The sequence below is a fragment of the Paraburkholderia caffeinilytica genome, from assembly GCF_051027425.1.
Lineage (GTDB): Bacteria > Pseudomonadota > Gammaproteobacteria > Burkholderiales > Burkholderiaceae > Paraburkholderia > Paraburkholderia caffeinilytica_A.
Genome location: NZ_CP186552.1, coordinates 2,427,113 through 2,448,583, shown reverse-complemented (window position 1 = coordinate 2,448,583; position 21,471 = coordinate 2,427,113). Strand labels below are relative to the sequence as shown.

19 protein-coding genes and 1 pseudogene are annotated in these 21,471 nt (G+C 61.6%); 12 read left to right on the top strand and 8 right to left on the bottom strand.

The window, feature by feature from the left end; all coding sequences use genetic code 11:
- The 4 genes and pseudogenes from ACOSV0_RS10685 (at position 1) to ACOSV0_RS10670 (ending at position 2,344) form a co-directional block, all read left to right on the top strand.
- Complete coding sequence (locus tag ACOSV0_RS10685) at positions 1–510, top strand: VOC family protein (RefSeq protein WP_434106148.1); 510 nt, start codon at positions 1–3, stop codon at positions 508–510.
- Positions 459–845 (top strand): annotated as a pseudogene (locus tag ACOSV0_RS10680) (alcohol dehydrogenase catalytic domain-containing protein); the annotation flags it as partial. The gene ACOSV0_RS10685 and the pseudogene ACOSV0_RS10680, both read left to right, overlap by 52 nt.
- A 219-nt stretch (positions 846–1,064) precedes the next feature.
- Positions 1,065–1,520 (top strand): zinc-binding dehydrogenase, encoded by a 456-nt coding sequence (locus tag ACOSV0_RS10675; protein ID WP_434110243.1) that lies wholly within the window; start codon positions 1,065–1,067, stop codon positions 1,518–1,520.
- A gap of 23 nt (positions 1,521–1,543) precedes the next feature.
- Entirely contained in the window at positions 1,544–2,344 is an 801-nt protein-coding gene (locus ACOSV0_RS10670) for an SDR family oxidoreductase (RefSeq protein WP_208645755.1), read from the top strand.
- Here ACOSV0_RS10670 and ACOSV0_RS10665 read toward each other — a convergent pair.
- Entirely contained in the window at positions 2,341–5,070 is a 2,730-nt protein-coding gene (locus ACOSV0_RS10665) for a LuxR C-terminal-related transcriptional regulator (RefSeq protein ID WP_434106147.1), read from the bottom strand. The genes ACOSV0_RS10670 and ACOSV0_RS10665 overlap by 4 nt on opposite strands.
- A gap of 278 nt (positions 5,071–5,348) precedes the next feature.
- Here ACOSV0_RS10665 and ACOSV0_RS10660 point away from each other — a divergent pair, with 278 nt between their 5' ends.
- A complete protein-coding gene (locus ACOSV0_RS10660) occupies positions 5,349–6,140 on the top strand; it encodes an SDR family NAD(P)-dependent oxidoreductase (protein ID WP_434106146.1) in 792 nt (263 codons plus the stop codon).
- A 40-nt stretch (positions 6,141–6,180) separates the two neighbouring features.
- Here ACOSV0_RS10660 and ACOSV0_RS10655 read toward each other — a convergent pair whose 3' ends face one another.
- Positions 6,181–7,014, bottom strand: a complete 834-nt coding sequence (locus ACOSV0_RS10655; protein ID WP_434106145.1) for an alpha/beta fold hydrolase — start codon at positions 7,012–7,014, stop codon at positions 6,181–6,183.
- Between the two features lie 5 nt (positions 7,015–7,019).
- Positions 7,020–8,744 carry a class I adenylate-forming enzyme family protein gene (locus ACOSV0_RS10650; protein ID WP_434106144.1) on the bottom strand — a complete coding sequence of 575 codons (1,725 nt, stop codon included), beginning with the start codon at positions 8,742–8,744 and terminating at the stop codon, positions 7,020–7,022.
- 152 nt (positions 8,745–8,896) lie between these two features.
- Here ACOSV0_RS10650 and ACOSV0_RS10645 point away from each other — a divergent pair, with 152 nt between their 5' ends.
- The 5 genes from ACOSV0_RS10645 to ACOSV0_RS10625 are packed head-to-tail and all read left to right on the top strand — an operon-like array spanning position 8,897 to position 15,882.
- A complete protein-coding gene (locus ACOSV0_RS10645; protein WP_115782983.1) occupies positions 8,897–10,105 on the top strand; it encodes an acetyl-CoA C-acetyltransferase in 1,209 nt (402 codons plus the stop codon).
- A gap of 34 nt (positions 10,106–10,139) precedes the next feature.
- Positions 10,140–12,314: a 3-hydroxyacyl-CoA dehydrogenase NAD-binding domain-containing protein gene (locus ACOSV0_RS10640; RefSeq protein ID WP_434106142.1), complete on the top strand. Its 2,175-nt coding sequence runs from the start codon at positions 10,140–10,142 to the stop codon at positions 12,312–12,314.
- 24 nt (positions 12,315–12,338) lie between these two features.
- Positions 12,339–13,496, top strand: coding sequence for an acyl-CoA dehydrogenase family protein (locus tag ACOSV0_RS10635; RefSeq protein WP_434106141.1), 1,158 nt, complete (start codon positions 12,339–12,341; stop codon positions 13,494–13,496).
- Between the two features lie 2 nt (positions 13,497–13,498).
- Complete coding sequence (locus ACOSV0_RS10630) at positions 13,499–14,659, top strand: CaiB/BaiF CoA transferase family protein (protein WP_434106139.1); 1,161 nt, start codon at positions 13,499–13,501, stop codon at positions 14,657–14,659.
- The gene (locus ACOSV0_RS10625; RefSeq protein ID WP_115782986.1) at positions 14,656–15,882 is read left to right on the top strand and encodes a cytochrome P450; all 1,227 of its coding nucleotides are present in this window, start codon (positions 14,656–14,658) and stop codon (positions 15,880–15,882) included. Before ACOSV0_RS10630 ends, ACOSV0_RS10625 begins: the two co-directional genes overlap by 4 nt.
- A 63-nt stretch (positions 15,883–15,945) precedes the next feature.
- Here ACOSV0_RS10625 and ACOSV0_RS10620 read toward each other — a convergent pair whose 3' ends face one another.
- From ACOSV0_RS10620 to ACOSV0_RS10600, 5 genes are all read right to left on the bottom strand, one after another.
- Positions 15,946–16,878 (bottom strand): 3-keto-5-aminohexanoate cleavage protein, encoded by a 933-nt coding sequence (locus ACOSV0_RS10620; RefSeq protein WP_434106138.1) that lies wholly within the window; start codon positions 16,876–16,878, stop codon positions 15,946–15,948.
- Between the two features lie 79 nt (positions 16,879–16,957).
- Positions 16,958–17,731 carry an SDR family oxidoreductase gene (locus ACOSV0_RS10615; RefSeq protein ID WP_115782988.1) on the bottom strand — a complete coding sequence of 258 codons (774 nt, stop codon included), beginning with the start codon at positions 17,729–17,731 and terminating at the stop codon, positions 16,958–16,960.
- A 47-nt stretch (positions 17,732–17,778) separates the two neighbouring features.
- On the bottom strand, positions 17,779–18,597 hold the full coding sequence (locus tag ACOSV0_RS10610) for an SDR family NAD(P)-dependent oxidoreductase (RefSeq protein ID WP_115782989.1): 819 nt from the start codon (positions 18,595–18,597) through the stop codon (positions 17,779–17,781).
- A 238-nt stretch (positions 18,598–18,835) separates the two neighbouring features.
- Positions 18,836–19,831 (bottom strand): flavin reductase, encoded by a 996-nt coding sequence (locus tag ACOSV0_RS10605; RefSeq protein ID WP_115782990.1) that lies wholly within the window; start codon positions 19,829–19,831, stop codon positions 18,836–18,838.
- Between the two features lie 33 nt (positions 19,832–19,864).
- A complete protein-coding gene (locus ACOSV0_RS10600; protein ID WP_175171798.1) occupies positions 19,865–20,110 on the bottom strand; it encodes a ferredoxin in 246 nt (81 codons plus the stop codon).
- 313 nt (positions 20,111–20,423) lie between these two features.
- Between ACOSV0_RS10600 and ACOSV0_RS10595 the strand changes: the two genes are divergently transcribed.
- Both ACOSV0_RS10595 and ACOSV0_RS10590 read left to right on the top strand, forming a co-directional pair.
- The gene (locus ACOSV0_RS10595; RefSeq protein WP_434106137.1) at positions 20,424–21,071 is read left to right on the top strand and encodes a TetR/AcrR family transcriptional regulator; all 648 of its coding nucleotides are present in this window, start codon (positions 20,424–20,426) and stop codon (positions 21,069–21,071) included.
- Positions 21,072–21,144: 73 nt separating this feature from the next.
- Positions 21,145–21,468, top strand: coding sequence for a 2Fe-2S iron-sulfur cluster-binding protein (locus tag ACOSV0_RS10590; protein WP_434106136.1), 324 nt, complete (start codon positions 21,145–21,147; stop codon positions 21,466–21,468).
- Positions 21,469–21,471: the final 3 nt, after the last annotated feature.

The following is a 21,471-nucleotide window of genomic DNA, read 5'->3' as shown; positions in this document are numbered from 1 at the left end:
ATGCCAAGCGGACCGCTTGCTCATATCTGTCTACTCGTCAAAAACCTGGATCAGGCAATCGACGACTGGACAAAGATCCTCGGTGTGCTGGACCCGGCGCAACTTGCCGAATCGGTTGTGCAATACGAGGAATTCGTTGGCGGCGCGGATCGCATGCGATGGGCGACGTTCGTCTCGAATCACGGTGCGGAGGTCCAGTTGATCGAACCCGCGCCGAACACGCCGCTGGGTCGACGACTGGAAAAGCGCGGCGAGCATGTTCATCACCTTTGCTTTACGTCGCACGATCTCGAGGGATCGGTGCGGGCGCTGCGGGAGCGGGGCGTCAAGATGGCATCGGAGCACCTGAATACCGATCCGTCAATGCCGTGGCAGAAATGGACGTGGGTGTCAGCGGAGAGCGCACACGGCGTATTGCTTGAACTGGCCGCGCCGTATGAAAGCCACGGCGACGGCAAATGGCATCCGGCAGCGGTGAGCGCATCGCAGGTCAGCGGAGACCCGGTATGACGCGAACGATGAAGGCACTCGTGCTGACAGTTGCCGACGGCCCGACCAGCGCGCGAGTCGAGCAGGTTGCCGTGCCGGAGCCGGGTGCTGGCGAGGTGCGGATTGCGCTCAGAGCGGCTTCGCTGAATCACCGCGAACTCTGGATCAGTCGTGGCCAGTATCCGGGGATGCGGCTGCCCTGCATACTCGGCGCGGATGGCGCAGGCATCATCGATGCGGTCGGTCAGGGCATCGATCGGAACCAGGTGGGGCGCGAAGTCGTGCTCTATCCGGGCCGCGACTGGGGTGACAACAAGGCCTATCCATCGAAGCAGTTCAGCGTGCTCGGTATGCCGACGGCAGGCACTATCGCCGAATACGTTTGCGTTCCCGCTGCGCATGCATTTGCGAAACCCGCGTCGTTGAGCTTCGAGGAAGCGGCTTGCCTGCCGACGGGCGGCGTGACCGCATGGCGTGCGCTGGTGACCAAGGCTCAAATCCGGCGGGGTGAAAAGGTGCTGGTGACAGGCATCGGCGGCGGCGTGGCGACGCTCGCCTTGCGGCTCGCGGCAGCAATGGGCGCAATTGTGTACGTGACGAGCGGCTCGACCGAAAAGCTGACGATTGGCGAAAGTCTGGGTGCCGCGGGTGGCGTTTGCTATCGACAGGACAAATGGGGCAAGGCGCTGCAGGCGTTATCGGGCGGCATCGACGTTGTTATCGACGGCGCGCCGGGAAGTTCGTTCGGTCAATACGTGCGCGCGTTGAATTTCGGCGCACGCGTGCTGATCTATGGCTCGACCGGCGGCACGGCCGTCGAGTTTTCCGCACCGGATCTCTTTCTCCGCCACGCGAGCGTGATCGGCACAGCAATGGGAACCACCGACGACTTCCGGAATATGCTTGCGTTCGTCGACGCGCAGGAAGTGAAACCGGTGATTGACCGAGCGTTCCCGCTCGAGCAGGCAGGCGAAGCGCTGCACTACCTGGAGGCCGGTCATCAGATAGGCAAGGTCACGATCAGGATTTGAGCCACGCGAATGAAGAATGAACCATGAACGATGAAAAGGGACTACCGGTGACCGACCTGTTCGATATCCGTGGAAAGGTCGCGCTGGTGACGGGTGGCGCGAACGGCATGGGGCGCATGATTGCGGAAGGCTTCGTGCGTGCCGGCGCAAAGGTCTACATCACGTCGCGCAAGCCTGAAGACGCCGAACGGACGGCGCATGAGTTCGGTGCGCTCGGCGAGTGTCACGGCATCGTGGCCGATCTTTCGACGCCCGCCGCTGCTGTAGAGCTGGCGCAGACGATGGCGGTGCGCGAGAGCGGCCTGCATATTCTCGTCAATAACGCTGGCAAGACTTGGGGCGCGCCGCTCGAACAGTTTCCGGACAAGGCATGGCCCTCGGTGTTCGCGGTTAACGTACAGGGACCATTTACGCTCGTACGCGAGTTATTGCCGTTGTTGAGGTGCGCGGCGATGCCCGACGATCCCGCCCGGGTGATCAACATCGGCTCGCTTGCTGGCGCGGTCGTCGAGCCGATCGACGCGTATTCCTATGCTGCCAGCAAGGCCGCGATTCACCATCTTTCACGGGTGCTCGCAAAGGATCTCGCAGGGGCATCCATCACCGTCAACACGGTGATGCCCGGCTATTTCCCGACGCCAATGACCGCGCATATTCGCGCGGACGAGCAGCGTACCAACGGACTACAACAAAGAATTCCGCTGCGCCGGCTCGGTTCGCCGCAGGACATCGCCGGTATGTGCATCTTCCTGGCCTCGCGAGCCGGCGCGTATGTCACGGGCGCTGAGTTGCCTGTCGATGGCGGGCTATCCGGCTGCCGCTAGTGAATGAGGCCAAGCGCGCGCGCCCGCTCGATTGCCTGCAGGCGCCGTCGGGTGCCGATCTTGTCATACACCTGCTGCATATGCCACTTGATCGAGCCTTCGGTCGTCCCGAGTTTCAGTGCGACTTCCCGGTTGCGTAACCCGGATGCGACCAGGGTCAGCACTTCGAGTTCCGTTGAACTCAGCGCGCCGTACAGACCTTCGAGCGGTTCGGCAGGCGAAATGGATGGCAGGCGTTGGGCGCCGGATTCATCGAATGCGGTGAGCACGTGTGCGGCAAAGACGTCGGTGGGATGAGCGGACTGTGGCGTGACGGCGTCGCCGTCACTGAGCAACGTACGAAGCCATGGGCCTTCGTCGATGAAGCTGCGGATCAGCCCTTGTGGGGCGGCCAACGCAAGCGCTTCGCGCAACGCACGGCGGGCAGCGCGAGGGTCGCCTTCGCGCAGCAGAATCTTTGCGAGAAGGATCGTCCAGCGCAGCAGCGAGCGTACCGCGCCGGCGGCGTGGCAAAAGCTGCGCCATTGTTTGACGAGCGCGAACGCATCGGACAAGTGATCCTGCACGATAGCCGTTTGCGCCCACGCAAAGGCGCGGGATTCGTCGACCGAAGTCACATTGGCCAGCGGCCGCAGCCCTTCTGCGCTAGACGGAACCTCGCAACTGCGAGCGTATTCCGCCAACTGCCGGGGTTCTGTTCCGGCGAGCACAAGGAGACGGATCTTCTCGGCGACCAGCCCGAGGCGCAGTCGCGGCAGGTTCCGATCGAGCGCAATGCAAATACCCTGATCGAGTGCACGCATCGCTCCATCATGATCGCCCTGGGAGGCCCGAATGCGTGCGAGCGTCGAGTAGCCTGGCATCAACTGGTCGACAAAACCGAACTCGGTGACGAGCGGCAGACCGCTTGCGAGCAGCTGTGACGCTCGCTCGATTTCATTGCGGTCGTACAGGATCTCGGCGAGCGGCATGGCCGGTAGCGCGACCAGTGCCGAATCTATACCGCCATAGGCTGTGGCCTGTTCGAGCCCTTCCTCGAGTGCACGCAAGGCCGCATCGGTCTTACCGGCGAAAAATAGCGATGGTCCGATACTGGCCTGTGCGGAAATCAGCGCGAAATCGAAGCCCGAGCGCGCCAGCACGCCATGAGCGAGCGCCGCGTAGCGCTCAACGTCTGTCAGTTTGTAGCGCTCGCGTTGCGAATAGGCCAGTTGGGCATAGATCGTACCGGTGAGATATGGATGAGTTTCTTCACGGTACTCGGCCAGCAACACCGTACATTTTTCCTCGACGAGCATCGCATCATCCTGGGCGGCGGCGAGCGTCATCTCGCGATGTTGCAACAGGTACATCACCGGACGCGCTTCGGTTGCGCTCAGCGTTCCGTTGCCAAGCTGTTGTTCGAGATGAGCTCGGACCGTGTCGAGCATCTGCTGCGCTTCGTCGAATGACAGATGACGCGTCAGCAGCCATGCCCACGTCAACAGGATCGTGGGATAGCGAGTCAGGATATCGCGCGGTATCTGAGTGGCAAACTTTGCTACCAACCGGATGCGTCCGGAGTACGCCCAGTCCTGGCAGCACGCTTCGAGGATCGCCGCGGCGCGCGTCGGTTCGCCAGCCTGCAATGCATGTTCGACGGCATCAGTGTATTGAGCATGCTGGAAAAACCAGTCGCTGGCGCGCAGCAGCAGCTCGCGGCTGAGTTGGGGGTCCCGACTGGTCAGGTGGCGGCGCAGGAATTCGGCGAACAATAGGTGATAGCGATACCACTCGCGTTCCTCGTCGAGCGCCGCGAGAAACAGGCCGGCCGCTTCGACCCGGTCGAGCATGTCGCGGGCATTGGCCGTGCCGGTGAGCGCATCGCAGAGCGCGGGTGACATCCGCTCGAGCACGGACGTTTTCAGCAGGAAGTCACGGACTGGCGCATCGAGCGACGCCAGAACTTCCTCCGCGAAGAAGTCGGAAATTGCGCGGCGCGTACCGGTGAACGATGATGCGAAGGCAATTGGTGCAGCGTCGCGCTGCAATGCGAGTGCAGCGAGCTTGAGTGCGGTGATCCAGCCTTCGGCGCGCTCGGTCAATGCTCTCAGCAATTCTTCGCCTCGTCTTTGATGGCCCACGCTGGCGAGGTATTGCAGCGCTTCCTTATCGCGAAAGCGCAGGTCATCGACGCCAATCTCGATTAGTTGACCTTGCGCGCGCAACCGGCTGAGCGGCACCGCCGGTACCGTGCGTGAGGCCACGATGAAATGGGTATTGGCCGGTAACTGGTCGAGCAACCGGCGCAGCGCGTCAAGCGCGCCTGGATCGAGCAGATGAGTGTCGTCGATAAACAGGAATACCGCGCTGTCCACATCGCACAAAAGGTTCGATATCGACGTCGCGAGCAGTGAAGGGGGCAGATAGCGTTCTGTGTCGATGAGGCGGAGGAACTCCCCTTCGCGCGACGGAGCGGCTTTCGCAAGCGCCGCGGCGACATAGCTGAGAAAGCCCGACGCGTCGCAGCCGGAGCCGTCGACCGTAATCCATCCAGCGGCCTTGCCCATCATCGTGATGGCTTTGAGCCACTGCGTGAGGAGGCTGGTCTTGCCGTATCCGGCGGGGGCTTGCACGACCGTCAGGCGGGCGTGTTCGATATGGTTGAGCCGTGCAATCAGGCGTGGCCGTGCGATCGGCTCGACCGCCTCGACTGGCGAAGCCAGACGGGTTCGCGTCACTTCCATGCCGTGTCTCCTGATTTTGTCGTCCCACACAATCGCCGTGGTGTCGTTTATCGAGACCCGCCATGCGAAGCTGTCGAACGTGGCGTCTTGTGACGCTATTTGCAAAAATTATAAGTCAGGATGGTGAACAAAATATACGTTTATTGGGCATATTGTATAAATCTTGTGCGGCTATCTTCCGATAGTTGAAGCAGGTGGCTCACGAGTCCAGAGTCCAGGTTGAAGTACGCCCAAGTCGCGACGCAGTCGCGTGGCAGCCACAAGAAAACGGAGATTCGATGAGAGCCATCATTACAGGCGCAGCGAGCGGCATTGGCCGCGCGGTGGCCGAACGCTTCACCGCGGATGCGAAGGGGCGCGGAGGGCGCGCTGCGCAATTGCTGCTGGTTGATCTGAACGAGGCCGCGCTCGAAGATGCCGCCGGTCGTTTGCAGGAAGATGGGGCACAGGTGCTCACGTTCGTCGGCGATCTGTCCGACGCGGGCGTGCCCACGCGGATCGTCGAGACCGCCGCCCGCGCATGGGACGGCCTTGACGCGCTGATCAGCAACGCGGGCATCATCCAGCGCGCGAGCCTGCTTGAATTGTCGGTCGATGACTTCGACAGGTCATTTGCGATCAATACGCGTGCGACCTGGCTGCTGGCGAAAACCGCGCATCCGATGCTCGCCGCGTCGAAAGGCTGCGTGGTCGCCACCGCGTCCGTTTCCGCGCAACAGCCGACGCCGCCTCTGGGTGCTTACAGCGCCAGCAAGGCCGCGCTAGTGATGCTGATCCGACAGATGTCGTGCGAGTGGGGGCCGGACGGGATTCGCTGCAACAGCGTATCTCCCGGTTCGACGCACACTGCCATGACCGACGCGCGTTATTCGGACCCGCAGCAGCGTGCGGCCGCGGCAAAACGCAACCCATTGCAGATGGTCGGCTCGCCCGCGCAGCAGGCCGCCGTCGTCGCCTTTCTAGCAGGGCCGGATGCGAGCTATATCACCGGTGAAAACGTAATCGTCGACGGCGGTCTGCAGAACATGCTGATGCTCGCGTCTGCAATGGGCGACCCGTGGACGCGGTGATCTTGCCCGCGGGCGCTGTCATAGCCACCGGTTCGTGGCGTCAATTTTGCAACTGGCGTTCGATGAAGGCGAGCAATGCGGCGCTGAACGCGTCGTTTCGGTCGCCAGCCACCATGTGTCCTGCGCTTGCCACGTCGACCGATTCCGCGTGCGGTATCACAGTCTTCAGATGGCTAACGCTTTCATGGGTCACGAGTTCGCTGCGTGCGCCGCGTACCAGCAAGGTCGGCACCCGTACGTTGCGCGCAGCGGCGTCGTAGCGTGCGGCGAGTCGGTTCGGACTGGCGTCGAGCGAATTGATGAGCGCCGGGTCCCAATGCCAGTAGTAACGGCCATGCTGGAGCCGCAGGCTGTGTTTCAGGCCCGATGTGTTCGCAGGACGCGGCCGGTGCGGAAGATAGGCTGCCACTGCCTCAGCTGCTTCGTCGATACTCGCAAATCCGTCGCCATGCTGTCGCATGAAGTGTTGGATTCGCGCTTCGCCGACCGCATCGACGCGCGGTGCGACATCCACCAGAACCAGGCTTCGCGCGATTACGGCCGCTTCGCCGACCGCGGCGAGCGCAATCAAACCACCGAGTGATGCGCCAACGAGCATCGGCGATTCGGGCAGCGCATTCGCTAGCGCGCGTAGATCCTGGATCTGCGCGTCGAGACTGTAGTCGCCGTCGGGGGCCCAGTCGCTTTCGCCATGTCCGCGCAGGTCGACCGAGACGACGCGCAGTCCGCGCAGGCTCAGCGCATTGGCGGTGTGGCGCCACGCGCGGCGCGTCTGTCCGCCTCCATGCAGCAGGATCACCAGTGGCGCCGCCGCGTCGCCGGCGAGATCGGATGCGAGCGTGACGCCGCCATGTGCCGGAAATCGTCGTGTCACGCGCGTCATTGAAGGCCCAGTTCGCTTAGAAGCGCGTCGCGCAACTGGAATTTCTGGATCTTCGACGTCGACATCGGCCATTCTGTGACGAAGCGCACGACTCGCGGCACCTTGAACGACGATATTTCGCTACGGCAGAACTCGATGAGATCATCAGCCGATGCGTTGGCGCCCGGTTTCAGTTCGACGAACGCGGCGGGAACTTCGCTGTATTTTTCGTCCGGTATACCCACCACCTGTGCGAGCTTGACGCCCGGATGGCGACCGAGCAGAGTCTCGATCTCTGCGGCTGCCACGTTTTCGCCGCCAACCTTGAGCATTTCCTTCAACCGCCCGTAAAACATCACGTGCTGCCGCGCGTCGATCGAGCCGATGTCTCCGGTATGGAACCAGCCTTCGTCATCCAACGCCTGCGAGGTTTTCTCGGCGTCGCGGTAGTAGCCGTCGAACATGCTGTAGCCGCGCAGCCAGACTTCGCCGCGTTCGCCGGCCGGGACATCGGCGCCGCTCACCATGTCGGCGATTCGGACTTCGAGCCCGACAAGCGGAATGCCGAGCTTCGTGAAGCCGTCTTCTGGATCCATCGTCCAGGTGCCGGTCGAGACGATTCCCGATGCCTCGGTCATTCCGTACGTGCCGACCTGCAGCGTATCCGGCATGCCCTCCCGGAACGCGTCTCCCACACTCTTCGGCTGCACGGCGAAACAGCTGTTCATCAACTTGACCCGGGATAGGTCTGTCCGTGCGAAGTCCGGATGGTAAGCGAGCGCTTGCAGGAATGTGACAAACGGTACGAACGCCATCGTTGCGCGGTGCGCTTCGATCATTTTTAATGCCAGCCCGGCGTCGAAATATTCCATGCCGATGTAGGCGCCACCGACTTCGAAGATCGACAGCATCGGCAGCACCGCGGCGATGTGGAAGAGTGGCAGAGGCGACCAGATGCGGTCGTCAGCGGTGAGCTGGAAGCGATGGCGACCCAGCACGCTGCTGTTGCGCGCCATGGCCTCATGCGTGATCAGGCAGCCTTTCGGATTCGAGGTCGTGCCCGACGTGTACAGGATCATCCCAGTGTCGCGCACACGCGTCCTCACGCGGCTGCGATGCACGTCGATTTCATCGATGCGTTCGGCGGCCTCCTCGAAGCTCTGTTGCGAAACGAAGCCTCGCGCGGACGTGTCGCCGAGCAACACGATATTGCGCAGGCGGGGCGTGCCCGGCAACGTCAGTGCGTGAGAGTCGGCCGCGTCGGACAGGCCGGGCAATGCAGTGTTAAGCCGGTCCACGTAGTTGACGTGATCCGCGATCGCATCGGTCGTCACCAGCGTGACGAGGTCTGCGTTCTCGATCACGTACGCCAGTTCGCTAGAACGGTATCGGCCGTTGATCAGCACGGATACGGCCCCGCAGAACGCCACTGCGAAGAATACTTCGACTAGTTCCGGCGAGGTCGACATCAGGATGCCCACGTGTTGCTTTGGCTTGACGCCCATCGCCTGGAGACCGCGCGCTGTGCGCAACGCCCGTGTGACGAGTTCCGCGTAGGACCAGGTCTTGTCCGGAAAGATGAGCGCCGCGGCGTTGGGATATCGATCGTATGCCTTGAGAAGCAGATCGCCGATCGTGGTGACGTCGATACGGCTGCGCACGAGGTCTTCGCCGATATACGGTTCGAATGCACTGATCAGTTCGGATTCGTCTTGCGTGTTTGAGTAAATCACTGCGCTCATTGCCAGTCTCCTGAATGGACGACGCCACTATCGCAAATGCTTGACCTGGGTTCTTCTATCTTTGGATAGTTGCCGGCGCAGCGGCGCGCTGCGACGCTGCATGTCATGAACCCGCAGACCCGCGGCCCTGAACACTCTCCGATCTGTTCAACATGACTCAAGCATTCATCTATGATCACGTGCGCACGCCGCGCGGGCGTGGGCGGCCTGACGGCGCGCTACACGAAGTGTCGGCGGCGAAACTGGCGGCCACCGCATTGCGCGCTCTAGCTGAGCGCAATGCGCTCGACACCTCTTTGGTAGACGACGTCATTCTCGGCTGTGCGCAGCCGGTCGGCGAGCAGGGCGGTAATATCGCCCGCGCCGCGCTGCTGGCCGCCGGCTACGCACAGAGCGTCGCGGGCCAGCAGGTACACCGCTTTTGCGCGTCGGCGCTCGAAGCGGTCAACAATGCCGCGGCGCAGATTATGTCGGGACAATCGGAGGCTGCCATTGGCGGTGGCGTCGAGTCGATGTCGCGAACGGTCATTGGCGCGGACTCAGGCGCATGGAGCGCTGACCCATGGGTCGCCTACCACAACTATTTCGCGCCGCAGGGAATCGGTGCGGATCTGATTGCGTCGATTGACGGATACACGCGTGCCGATGTCGACACGTTCGCGCTCGAAAGTCAGCGCCGGGCGGCACACGCGTGGAAGAACGGTTACTTCACGAATTCGATCGTGCCGGTACGCGACCTGCTCGACGAAGTGATCCTCGATCGCGACGAGTACATTCGCCCTGATACGACGCTCGAAGGGTTGGCCAACCTGAAACCGGCGTTTACGGCGCTCGGGATCACGGCGGGTTTCGACACAGTCGCGTTGCAACGCTATCCACAGGTTGAAGCGATTGAGCACGTGCATACCGGCGGTAACTCGAGCGGCATCGTGGACGGTGCGGCTGCTGTACTACTTGGGAGCGAAACATTTGGTACTGCGACTGGCCTGAGCGCGAGGGCGCGAATCAAAGGTTTCGCATCGATGGGCAGCGAGCCGACGATTATGCTGACCGGCCCTGCGCCGGTCACGCAGAAGCTGCTGAAGCGCCTCGGCATGACGGTTGCCGATATCGACCTGTTCGAAATCAACGAAGCGTTCGCGTCGGTCGTGCTTCGCTTTATTCGCGCGATGCAACTTGATCCTGAACGGGTCAATGTCAATGGCGGCGCGATTGCGATGGGCCACCCACTCGGCGCCACGGGCGCGATGATTCTTGGCACTGTGCTTGACGAACTCGAACGCCGCGATCTGAACACCGCGCTCATTACGCTTTGCGCGGGCAACGGTCTTGCCACCGCGACCGTTATTGAGCGTGTCTGAGCCGCCTGACTATCGAATACATGGAATTTCGAGCATGCAAACACTGACTATGCATGTCGATGCGCAAGGCATCGCACTGATTACGCTGAACGATCCGGCACGACCGATGAACGTCGTCGGTCCAGCGTTTATTGACGATTTCATCGAGGCAATCGAACGAGTGGCGACCGATCCGTCGATCGTTGGCGCGATCGTCACATCCGCGAAGCCGGCTTTCATGGCTGGCGCCGACCTCAAGCATCTGATGAGCCTTTTTGATGCCGGCGTGTCGCGGCAGCAGGCATTTGCGCTGAGCCGGCGCGCTTCCGTTGAGATGCATCGGCGGCTCGAGACATGCGGCAAGCCGTTCGTGTCGGCGATCAATGGACTGGCGCTCGGTGGTGGGTTCGAGCTCTGCCTCGCCTGTCACTGGCGTGTGATTGTCGACGATCCGAAAGCCGTAGTCGGTTTGCCGGAGGTCAACGTTGGCCTGCTGGCCGGCTCGGGCGGAACACAGCGACTGCTGCGCATGATCGGGGTCGACAAGGCGCTGCCTTTGCTGTTAGACGGCAAGTCCGTGACGCCGCAGGAAGCACTCGCGCTAGGCATGGTCGACGCAGTGGTTCCCGCAACCGAGTTACTCCCAACCGCGCGCAGATGGTTGATCGAGACGCCCAACCCGGTGCGCAAGTGGGACACGAAGAACTATCGGCTGCCTGAAGGGGCGGGGCTGCTCAGTTCGTCGCTGGCGACAACGTACTCGATGAACGTTGCGAAAGTCGGCGCGAAAACCTTTCACAACTATCCTGCACCCATTGCGATTCTCGATTGCGTGTTCGAAGGTGCGTTGATGCCGTTCGACAAGGCGCTGACTGTGGAATCGAAGCACTTCGCGCGGCTGATGTCGGGTCCTGTCGCGCGCAATATCGTCCGGACCAACTTCGTGAACAAGGGGTTGGCCGATCGACTGGCACGCCGTCCGGAAGGGGTGCCAAAGTTCGATGCCCGCAAGATCGGCGTACTGGGCGCGGGAATGATGGGCTCAGGCATTGCGTACGTCGCGGCACTGGCGGCCATTGACGTGGTGCTGCTGGATGCGACGCAGGAACAGGCGGAACGCGGCCGCGACTACTCGCGCAAGCTGCTGGCCGGCGCGGTCGAGCGCGGACGGCGCGACCAGGCCAGCGCCGACGCGATCCTCGCGCGCATCACTGCGACGTCCAGTTATAGCGCGCTCGCCGATTGCGATCTCGTCATCGAAGCGGTGTTCGAAGACAAGTCGGTAAAAGCAGATGTAACGCGCCAGGCGGAGGCAGTGTTGCAGAAGTCGGCATTCTTTGCCAGCAACACGTCAACGCTCCCGATCTCCGAGCTTGCCCGGCAGTCGGACCGGCCTGAGCGCTATATCGGTCTACATTTCTTTTCGCCGGTCGACAGGATGCCGCTGGTCGAAATCATAGTCGGCAAGCAGACCAGCGAGACGACTGTCGCACAGGCGCTCGATCTGGTCGCTCAACTGCGGATGACACCCATCGTTGTCAACGACAGCCGCGGCTTCTACACGAGCCGGGTGTTCCAGACGTTCATTCACGAAGGCATGCGCATGCTTGAAGAGGGCGTTGAGCCGGCCTTGATCGAGAACGCCGCGCGCTTCGCCGGGATGCCTGTAGGCCCGCTTGCGGTGCTTGACGAAGTCTCGATTGAACTGCCGTGGAAGATCGTGATGCAGTCACGCGAGGCACTCGGCGACGCATATGACCTACCCTGTTCGTATGACGTCATGCGGCGGATGCTCGACGAATTCAAACGACCGGGTCGGCGCGGCGGTGGTGGTTTTTACGACTATCCGGAAGGAAGTAAAAAGCGCCTTTGGAGCGAGCTAAAGTCGGCGTTTCCGCCGGTCGCGCCGCAACCTTCCGTCGATGAAGCCGGTAAGCGGATTCTCTATATCCAGGCGCTAGAAACGGCGCGCTGTCTGGAAGAGGGCGTGCTCACGCATGCCGCCGACGCTGATATCGGCTCGGTGCTCGCCTGGGGTTTCCCGTCGTACACAGGCGGCACACTGTCATTGATCGACGCCGTTGGGCTAAGCACGTTTATTGAAGAGTGTGAACGCATGGCAGCTGCTTACGGCCCGCGCTTCAAACCCTCGGCATGGCTGCGCGAGCGGGCGATTCGAGGCCACCTCTTTCACGCGGTGGCCGGGCATGCGTCCGAAGCCGTCGCGTAACTGCATAGCGTCGAGGGATACCCCATGCGGCGACTGATTTTCGAGGCAGAACACGAGCAGTTTCGCGATTCGGTGCGGCGTTTTTTTCAGCGCGAGATCGAACCCCATGCCGCGCGCTGGCGCGAGCAGGGCATCGTCGACCGTTGGGCCTATGAGAAGGCTGGGCAGCAGGGCTATTTGCTGATGTGGGCCGACGAGCAATACGGCGGCGCTGGCGTGTGCGATTTCCGCTACGAACAGATCGTCTATGAGGAGAACATCCGTCATGGCGAGCCCGGCTTCTACATCAATCTGCACTCCGGTCTCGTCGCGCCATACATCGGCAAACTCGGCAATGACGAGCAGAAGCAACGGATACTGCCTGGCTGCATCGACGGCACGACGATTCTCGGCATTGCGATGACTGAGCCCGGCTCGGGCAGCGATCTGGCCGGGATGAAGGCGCACGCGAAAGACTGCGGTGATCACTGGCTGCTGAACGGATCCAAGACCTACATCTCGAACGGTCAACTCGGTGATCTGTTCATCGTGGCGGCGCGTACGGTGCCGGAACAGCGTTACGGTATCGGGCTTTTTCTTGTCGAAGCGGACCGGCCCGGCTTTCGGCGCGGCAACCGGCTGCACAAGATGGGGCTGGCTGCTCAGGATACGTCGGAACTGTTCTTCGACGACGTCAAGGTGCCGAAGTCGAACGTGCTCGGCGATCCGACGAAGGGCTTCGGCTATCTTGCGCGGTTTTTGAGCGGTGAACGGCTGATCGCGGCGGTCGGCTCGATGGCGGCGGCGCAGACTGCATTTGACCTCACGCTTGACTTCATCAAGGACCGCCATGCCTTCGGCCGCGCGATCGGTACGTTTCAGAACAGCCGGTTCACGATGGCGTCGCTGCGCGCACAACTCGATGCGATCCAGACTTTCGTCGACCAGTGTGTGATCGCGTACAACGCCGACGAACTGACTGCGGAGATCGCCGCCGAGGCCAAGCTGCTGTCGAGCGAACTGGAGAATCGCGTGATCGACGACTGTGTGCAGCTGCACGGCGGCGCGGGCTATATGGAGGAATACCGCATCTGCCGGATGTATACCGACGCGCGCGTGACGCGCATTTTCGCGGGCTCGTCCGAGATCATGAAGGAGATCATCGGGCGCGGTCTGGGACTCGACGAACGCAGGGGGAGCTGATCATGGGTCCGTTGCACGGAGTTCGTGTCGTCGAGATTGCGGGGTTGGGCGCGGCACCTTATGGCGCGATGATGCTGGCTGATATGGGCGCTGACGTGGTGCGCATCGACCGCCCAGACGGTGACCAACACACGCCGGACACTTCGCCGCTGTTGCGCAACCGGCGCTCGATTGCGCTCGACCTGAAGCAGCCGGAGGGCGTTGCGAGCGCGCTCGCGCTGATCGACAAGGCCGAAGTGCTGATCGAAGCGTTTCGCCCGGGTGTTGCCGAGCGGCTTGGCATCGGTCCGGAGATCTGTCTGGAGCGTAACGCGAGGCTCGTCTATGCGCGCATGACCGGATGGGGACAGCAAGGGCCGCTCTCGCAGCGTGCGGGGCATGACCTGAATTACATCGGCATCAGCGGGTTGCTCAATCAGATCGGACCGACGGGCGGCAAGCCGGCGGTGCCGCTCAATGTGATCGGTGACTTCGGCGGCGGCGGTCTGCTGCTAGCCTACGGCGTAACGTGCGCGTTGCTGGAGGCTCGTGTTTCGGGACTTGGGCAGGTGGTCGACGCGGCGATGCTCGATGGGGCGGCTTCGTTTCTCGGCATGTTTTTTGGCTATCGCGCGGACGGAAAATTCATTGATGGCGTGGGCCGCAATTTCCTTGGCGGAGGCGCTCACTACTACGACACCTATCAAACCCAGGACGGCAAGTTTCTGTCTGTCGCGCCAATCGAGCCGCAGTTCTATGCGGCGTTTCTCGAGCGGCTCGGGGTGGACACCGAGCGCTTCATGTCAGCGGGTTATCCGTCGCATACTGCGCGCAACATCGAACACGACTGGCCCGAGCTGAAAGCCGAACTCGCGGCGATCTTCGTTACCCGGCCACGCGACGAATGGTGTCGCGTGTTCGAAGGTGCAGATGTTTGTGTCACGCCGGTGTTGAGTCTGCAGGAGGCGCTTCAGCATCCTCACAACGTGGCCCGCGAAACCTTCGTCGAGGTCGATGGAGTTGCCCAAAATGCGCCGGCGCCGCGCTTCAGCCGTACGCCGGCCGGCCTGCCGCGTGGACCTCGCCCGGCAGGTGCCGACGTCGATGCGATTGTGACCGACTGGGACCTTGATCGCACCCTGTTTGAACGAGCCAGTCGAGCTAACCATCAAGGAACTCAATGATGAACGCGAATGACTTACCGTCGCTGCTCTCGACGAGCGATACCGATCCCCATACGTTCTATGACGCGATGCGCGAACGCACTCCAGTGCTGTGGGACGAGCGGATGAAAGGCTGGCTCGTACTGTCGTACGATCTGTGCAAACAGGTCCTTTCCGATGAAGGGCACTTCCGCCATCCATATGCTGACGCGGACGCCACAATGATCGAAGTGAAGGGCGGCCGGCGCAACGTCACGGTCTTGCAAGGTGCGGAGCATGACCGGATGCATCGCTATGTGGTGCAATTGTTCAAGCCGGCGAATATTGCTGTCTACACTGAGCATCACATTCGCCCCGTCACAAAGTTTCTGATCGATCGCTTTGTGCAGCGGGGCAGCGCAGAACTGTTCAGCGAGCTCGCGTTGCAACTGCCTTGCAGGGCGTTCATGTCGCTGTTCGGGATGGATGCACTCGACGACGCGTTCTTGCACCGGGTCATGCGGCTTCACGACGACATCATGGTCTGGGCAGGTGGCCGGCACTTTCTCGGCGAGGACGCGACCCAGCGCGCGCTCGATGCGTCGCACCAACTCAATGCGATCTTGCTGCCGTATGTGCGTAGTCGGCGTGACAATCCGACCAACGATCTGATCAGCCGGCTCTGGGCGGAAGCCCCCGAAGTGTTGGCAGATGCAACCGAGGAGGACGTGCTGGCCACCTGCCGCGAACTGTATTTGGCCGGCAGCGACACGACGGTTCATGCGTTGTCGAACGCAATCTATGTGTTGCTCACGGAGCGTGCGGTATTCGAACGGGTTAGCGGAGACCGTGGCGAGGCGCTGACGAGCTTTATTGAGGAAGTGATGCGGGTCTGGGGTTCTGTCCAGTACCGCTATCGTGTCGCAAACGAGGACATCGAACTGGGCGGCATGCCGGTCCGCAAGGATCAGGTTATCTTTACGATCAACGCGGCGGCTAACCGCGACCCGGCGCATTATTCTGCGTGTCCGGCTCATGTCGATCTCGATCGACCGGCGGTGCGCGACCACCTCGCGTTCAATGTCGGACCGCGCAGTTGCGCGGGCGCGCAACTCGCGCGCGCGGAAATGCGGTTGGCGCTGAATGCTCTGCTGGACCGACTACCGGATCTGCGGCTCGATCCCGCTGCGGAACCGCCTCGTTTCCAGGGAATGTTCACGCGCTCGTTCAGGCCATTGAACGTCGTGTTCGCTCCGCAACGATGAGTTGCGGAGCGGCTCCCTTCATTACGGATGCGTGAGGGGAGCAGACGGTGTACGCCTCGCGTTTCAGAACTCGACGTTAGCCGCACCCTTCAGGCACAAGATCTCGCGTGCTTCCTCCGGTGTAGCGGGTTCGAGTCCCAGACCACGCAATAACTCCTTTGCCTTTTCGACCTGCTCGGCATTCGAACTTGCCAGCTTGCCCTTGCCGATCCACAGACTGTCCTCGAGACCGACGCGCAGATTGCCCCCCATCGAGGCGGCCATCGCGGCGATCGGCATCTGGTTGCGTCCGGCACCCAGCACCGACCACCGATAGTCGGTGCCGAACAGTCTGTCGGCGGTGCGCTTCATATGCATCACGTCGTCGGGATGCGCACCGATGCCGCCGAGTATGCCGAAGACGGTCTGCACGAAGAAGGGCGGCTTGACGAGGCCGAGATCGACGAAGTGTGCAAGGTTGTACAGATGCGCAGTGTCATAACATTCGAACTCGTAGCGCGTGCCGCTCGCCGACAGTTCGCGCAACGCGTATTCGATGTCGCGATAAGTGTTGCGGAAGATCAGGTCCTTACTGTTCTCCAGATAGGGTCGTTCCCAGTCGTGTTTGAACTCGGTGAAACGTTGCAGCATCGGAAAGAGGCCGAAGTTCATCGAGCCCATGTTCATCGAGGCGACTTCGGGCTTGAATACAATGGCAGGCTTGATACGCTCGTGGACGGGCATGTACGGCGAACCACCGGTCGTCAGGTTGACGATCGCGTCGCAGCCCGCCTTGATCGTCGACAGGAACGGTGCGAAGGCTTCTGGCCGCTGATCCGGCCGGCCATCTTTCGGATCGCGCGCATGTAGATGCACGATCGCCGCGCCGGCTTGCGCCGCTGCGATCGCCGCAGTGGCAATCTCAGCCGGTGTGACGGGCAGATGCGGTGACATCGACGGCGTATGGATCGCGCCGGTGATGGCGCACGTGATGATGACTTTTTTCGATTCGGCCATGGCTACTCCTGTTCTGTTGCAGCTTGAGTCCTGGCAAGCCGTGCCTCTGGGAAAGAGCGTATCAGGCACATCAGGTGTTCTAGGTCGCACCGACACTGCCGCCGTCAAGCGGCAGCACGGCGCCGGTTACGTAGGCGGATGCGCGGGATGCGAGGTAGATGGCCGTGCCGGCGACGTCGTCGGGTTCCCCGAAGCGCCCGCACGGAATGCGTTCGCACACGGCCTGCTTGACCGAGTCCGGCACGCCTTCGGTGAGCTTCGATGGAAACGGGCCGGGCGCGATCGCATTGACGTTGACGTGCTCAGCGCCGAGACGGCGCGCGAGTGCTCGCGTCAGGTGATGCAGACCGGCCTTGGACGCCACGTAAGAATAGTTTTCGCGTCCGGAAATCCGCAGTCCGCCGATCGAGCCCACGTTAATTATCCGCGCGGGCGCGTCGGCGCTTGCTCCGTTGCGTAGTGCCGGCAGCAGCTTTTGCGTCAGAAAGAAGACCGCCTTCAGGTTCAGCCCCATTACGGCGTCCCAGCTTTCTTCCGAAAACGTGTCGATGGATTCGTCGGCGAGCGCACCAGCATTGTTGACGAGGATGTCGAGCCGCGAATGGCGGCTCATCACGGTGTCGGCAATCCGCGAACGGTCGGCGGCGGATGACAGATCGGCCGGCAACGCGATACAGCGGCCTGTGCCGCCCAGGTCGGCTGCGACCTGCGCACAGGCCGTCTGGTTGCGCGCGACCACGTACACGTGCGCGCCGTGCTCGACAAAACCGCGCGCGATCATCAGGCCGATGCCGCTCGTCGCGCCGGTCACGAGCGCTATCTTGCCGTGGATGGAGAAGAGATTGTCTTTCATCGTTCGTCGATGGGTCGATGGATCGTCGATAGGTAGTCGAGTAGTGCTTACGCAGCAGAGGACTGGGCGATCATGCGTGCAACGTCCGCGTATTGAGGGACGTGCGCCGAAAAGCCGCCGTCGACGGGAATGGTCTGGCCAGTGATAAAGCGTCCCGCGTCGGACGCGAGAAACACGACCGTCGCGGCGATATCGCTGGGTTCGCCGAGCGACGGGCTCAGTTGATGCTCGAGTAGAAAATCGAGTTCCTGCCGGCTGAGATTTGTCTTGACCGCGTCGGTGCCGATCAGTCCGGCAGCGATCGTATTGGCGCGCACGCCCTGCTTGCCGTACTGCGTCGCAATGAAACGTGTCAGGCCGATCAGCGCCGCTTTCGAAGTTCCGTATGCCGTGCGCGTGAGATCCCCGAACAGGCCGAGACCCGAGGCCATGTTGATGACAGCACCACCGCCGCGCTCCAGCATCTGCGGGATCGCATACTTGCAGCACAGCATTGCGCCACGCACGTTGATGTTCATTGTCCGGTCCCAGGTTTCGACATCCATCTGGATCACGTCGAGGTCGCGCGCGAAGTGCGCCGCCGATGTCACCGCGGCATTGTTGAACAGCAGATCGATGCCGCCGAACCTTTGACGTGCTGCCTCGGTCATGGCGCGAATTTGCGCCTCATCGGCGATGTCGGTGCGTATGGCGATGGCCTGTCCGTCACGCGCGGCAATCGCAACGGCAACCCGGTGTGCGGCTTCGCCGTCGAGATCGGCGATGACCACCGCCGCACCTTCTTCGGCTAACCGGTGCGCAGTGGCTTCCCCAATGCCGGAGCCTGCTCCGGTGATGACCGCAATCTTTTTCTCGAGTACTTTCATGACGTCGTGGACTCCAGTGTATGAATGTTTGCCGGCTTGCTTTGATAGCGTGTCAGGTGCTGACAGTCGTCTACATGGTTCGTCTCGCTTCGGTGATTTCGACGGTGCCTGCGGTCGCGCCCGATGCATCCGCCCGAACCGGTAACGATCCCGACTATTCCGTCTAGTGCGCCCTTCCGGTTTCCATCGGTTGTCGGTCTGAAGCAGAGTGCTGGTTTACCATCTGGCGGTCCGGATATCAGGCTGGCGCGGCCCACATCGCAGGCAGCCCGATATCGGTCATAGCGACTACCTGCCTGAGTAACAGCTTCAGGCAAACCGATTCCCAGTAGCCGAGCTGTGCAAAGATTTCCGCCTCGATTGCCTTCGCGGCGGCCATGACCCGCAGCGTCGTTTCGCGCCCTTCAGGCGTCAGCGTGAGGCGGGCTGCCATCGCGTCGGTGGCCGGTGTCGTGTAATGGACCAGGTGTCGCCCGGCTAGTGACTGGACGGTGTCGGACGTGACGCAATGCCCGGTGACTGAAAACATCGCGTCGATCTCGCTGAGCGTTCGTCCGTCCTGCGCGACGAGACTGCTGAGCACGAAGAACTCCGAATCCGACAGTCCATGAGACGCATGAGCGGCCCGAATGCGTGAATAGATCTGATAGTGGGCACGCGGTAGCAGATAGTCGAGGAAGTCTTCCTTGAAGCTCGCCGGTCCTTCTGCCGACGTTTCGTCCGTGTCGCGTGGCGGCAACTTCAGGTTTTTCAACGCCAGACCGTAGCTGCCGCCATGGAAGACGAGCGGCGGATGCTCGCTGCGGTCGAAGTCGAGCACCTCGCCGACAAGGATCAGATGGTCGCCGCCGTCGTAGCGAAACGATGTCCTGCATTGCAGACGCGACGCACAGCCACGCAACAGCGGCACACCGCCTGTGCCCGCATCAGTTTCCACGCCGGCGAATTTGTCGTGGCCGCTCTTTGCGAAGCGATTGGACAGGTCCTGCTGGTCGGCAGCGAGAATGTGGACGGCCCAGTGTCCGGCCCGACTGAAAGCGTCGATATTGCGTGACGTTTTCGCCAGACTCCATAGCACCAGCGGGGGCGACAGCGAAACCGTATTGAAGCTATTGGCCGTCAGTCCGACGCGTTCGCCGCTTTCGGTGCAGGTCGTGATGATCGTCACGCCTGTCACGAAAGTGGCGAGCGTTTTGCGGAATTCGGTTGTGTCGAAAGAAGAGAGTTCAGCCATCGTCCATTCCATTTGCTATCGCCGCTGCGAGATTCAGCGTTGTGCGCCGGTCTTTTCTTCCGTCGCGATCGCACCCTGCGGACATGCGGCTGCAGCTTCCTTTGCGGCTTTCTCCAGACCCGCCGGCACAAGATCGCTCTCGACATAGACGATACCGTTGTCATCGAGCTTGTAAACGCTGGGGCAAATTTCGGCGCATACGCCGTAGCCGCAGCACGCGGCGCGGTCGACGATCACCGTGAGCTGCAACGGCACGGGCGAGGATGGCGAAGGTCGCATACGGTGTCTCCTGTTTTTGTGCTTGTCGCTACATTGGCGTGTATGCACATATTGAACAGAATAGTGTTTATATGTTCATTTTGACAAGTGCAAGTAAACCCTGCTCTATACCTTGTGAATTCATGGCGACTTACCGGTGCTTTCCAGTTAATAGACAAAAAGTATTATTATTGTATTATTTGTTCAAGAATTGGACGGGACCCCGACGACTGTCGAGAAGGCGCTATGGGTGGTTGCCTGTAGCTTGGGACTGGTGTCGGTGGAGATCAACGGTTCTGGAAAGACAAGGCATTCAATGGCGCGGGCGTCGGGTGTGAAGAGAACGGATGGGCGCGTCGCAACGCCGCCCAAGCGGAACACAAGGGCGAGTGAGCGGCGCCTGCGTTCATTCGGGCGTGAGGAAAGTGTCGACAGGATTCTCGATGCGACCGTCGAGGCGATCGGCCGGCGCGGATTGCTGCGTTTGTCGCTGAGTGACGTCTGCCGTGTCGCTGGGGTGGCGCGCGGCACGCTCTATCGATACTTCTCGACCAAAGAAGCGTTGCTCGAAGGACTCGGCGCGCGTGAACGCCATCGCCTGGGGGCGTCCGTCAGCGCTTTGATGGAACGAAGTGACGATCCCGAAGAGCGTAAGAATGGTGTCCTCGCGATCCTGGTCGAGCAGGAAGCGCACACTGAACTCGCGCGACTGCTCGAGATGGAGCCGACGTTCGTGTTCGATTTCTTCGCACGGTCACTTCCGCTCTATGCGGAGCAGATCGGCGAAGCGCTCGGACCTTATCTGCGCGACGTCGATGCGTTGTTGGGAATTACGGGCGACCCGGCAATACTCGCCGAACTGGTCCTGCGCGTGCGGCTTTCGCTGCTGGTCATGCCGCCATCGGGACGATCGCCGGATTTGCCGGCGCGCCTGAAAAAAATGTGGGACGGAATGATCGACCAGGCAGCGTCGCCAGTCTGAATCTCGCTTGCCTGTCACTGGCAGGACGGTACGAATAGCTTGGGAAGCTAACCCTCTGGAGCAATTGTCGAGCATGCCAAAAATCACCTTCGTCGGGGCCGACGGCACCTGTACGAGTATCGAGGAGTCTGTGGGCGTAAGCCTGATGCAGGCCGCTATCAATCACGGTGTGCCGGGGATCGCAGGAGAATGCGGCGGAGCATGTTCATGTGCGACCTGCCATATCTTCGTCGATGAGCCGTGGGCGAGCCGGCTTGCTCCACTCGGTGATATGGAGGACGCGATGCTGGAGGCGACGGTCGAGCCGCGCTCGCCTGCTAGCCGCCTGGGCTGTCAGATCGAGATTGCCAACGAGATCGACGGACTGAAGGTGCGCCTGCCAAACCGGCAGACCTGAACG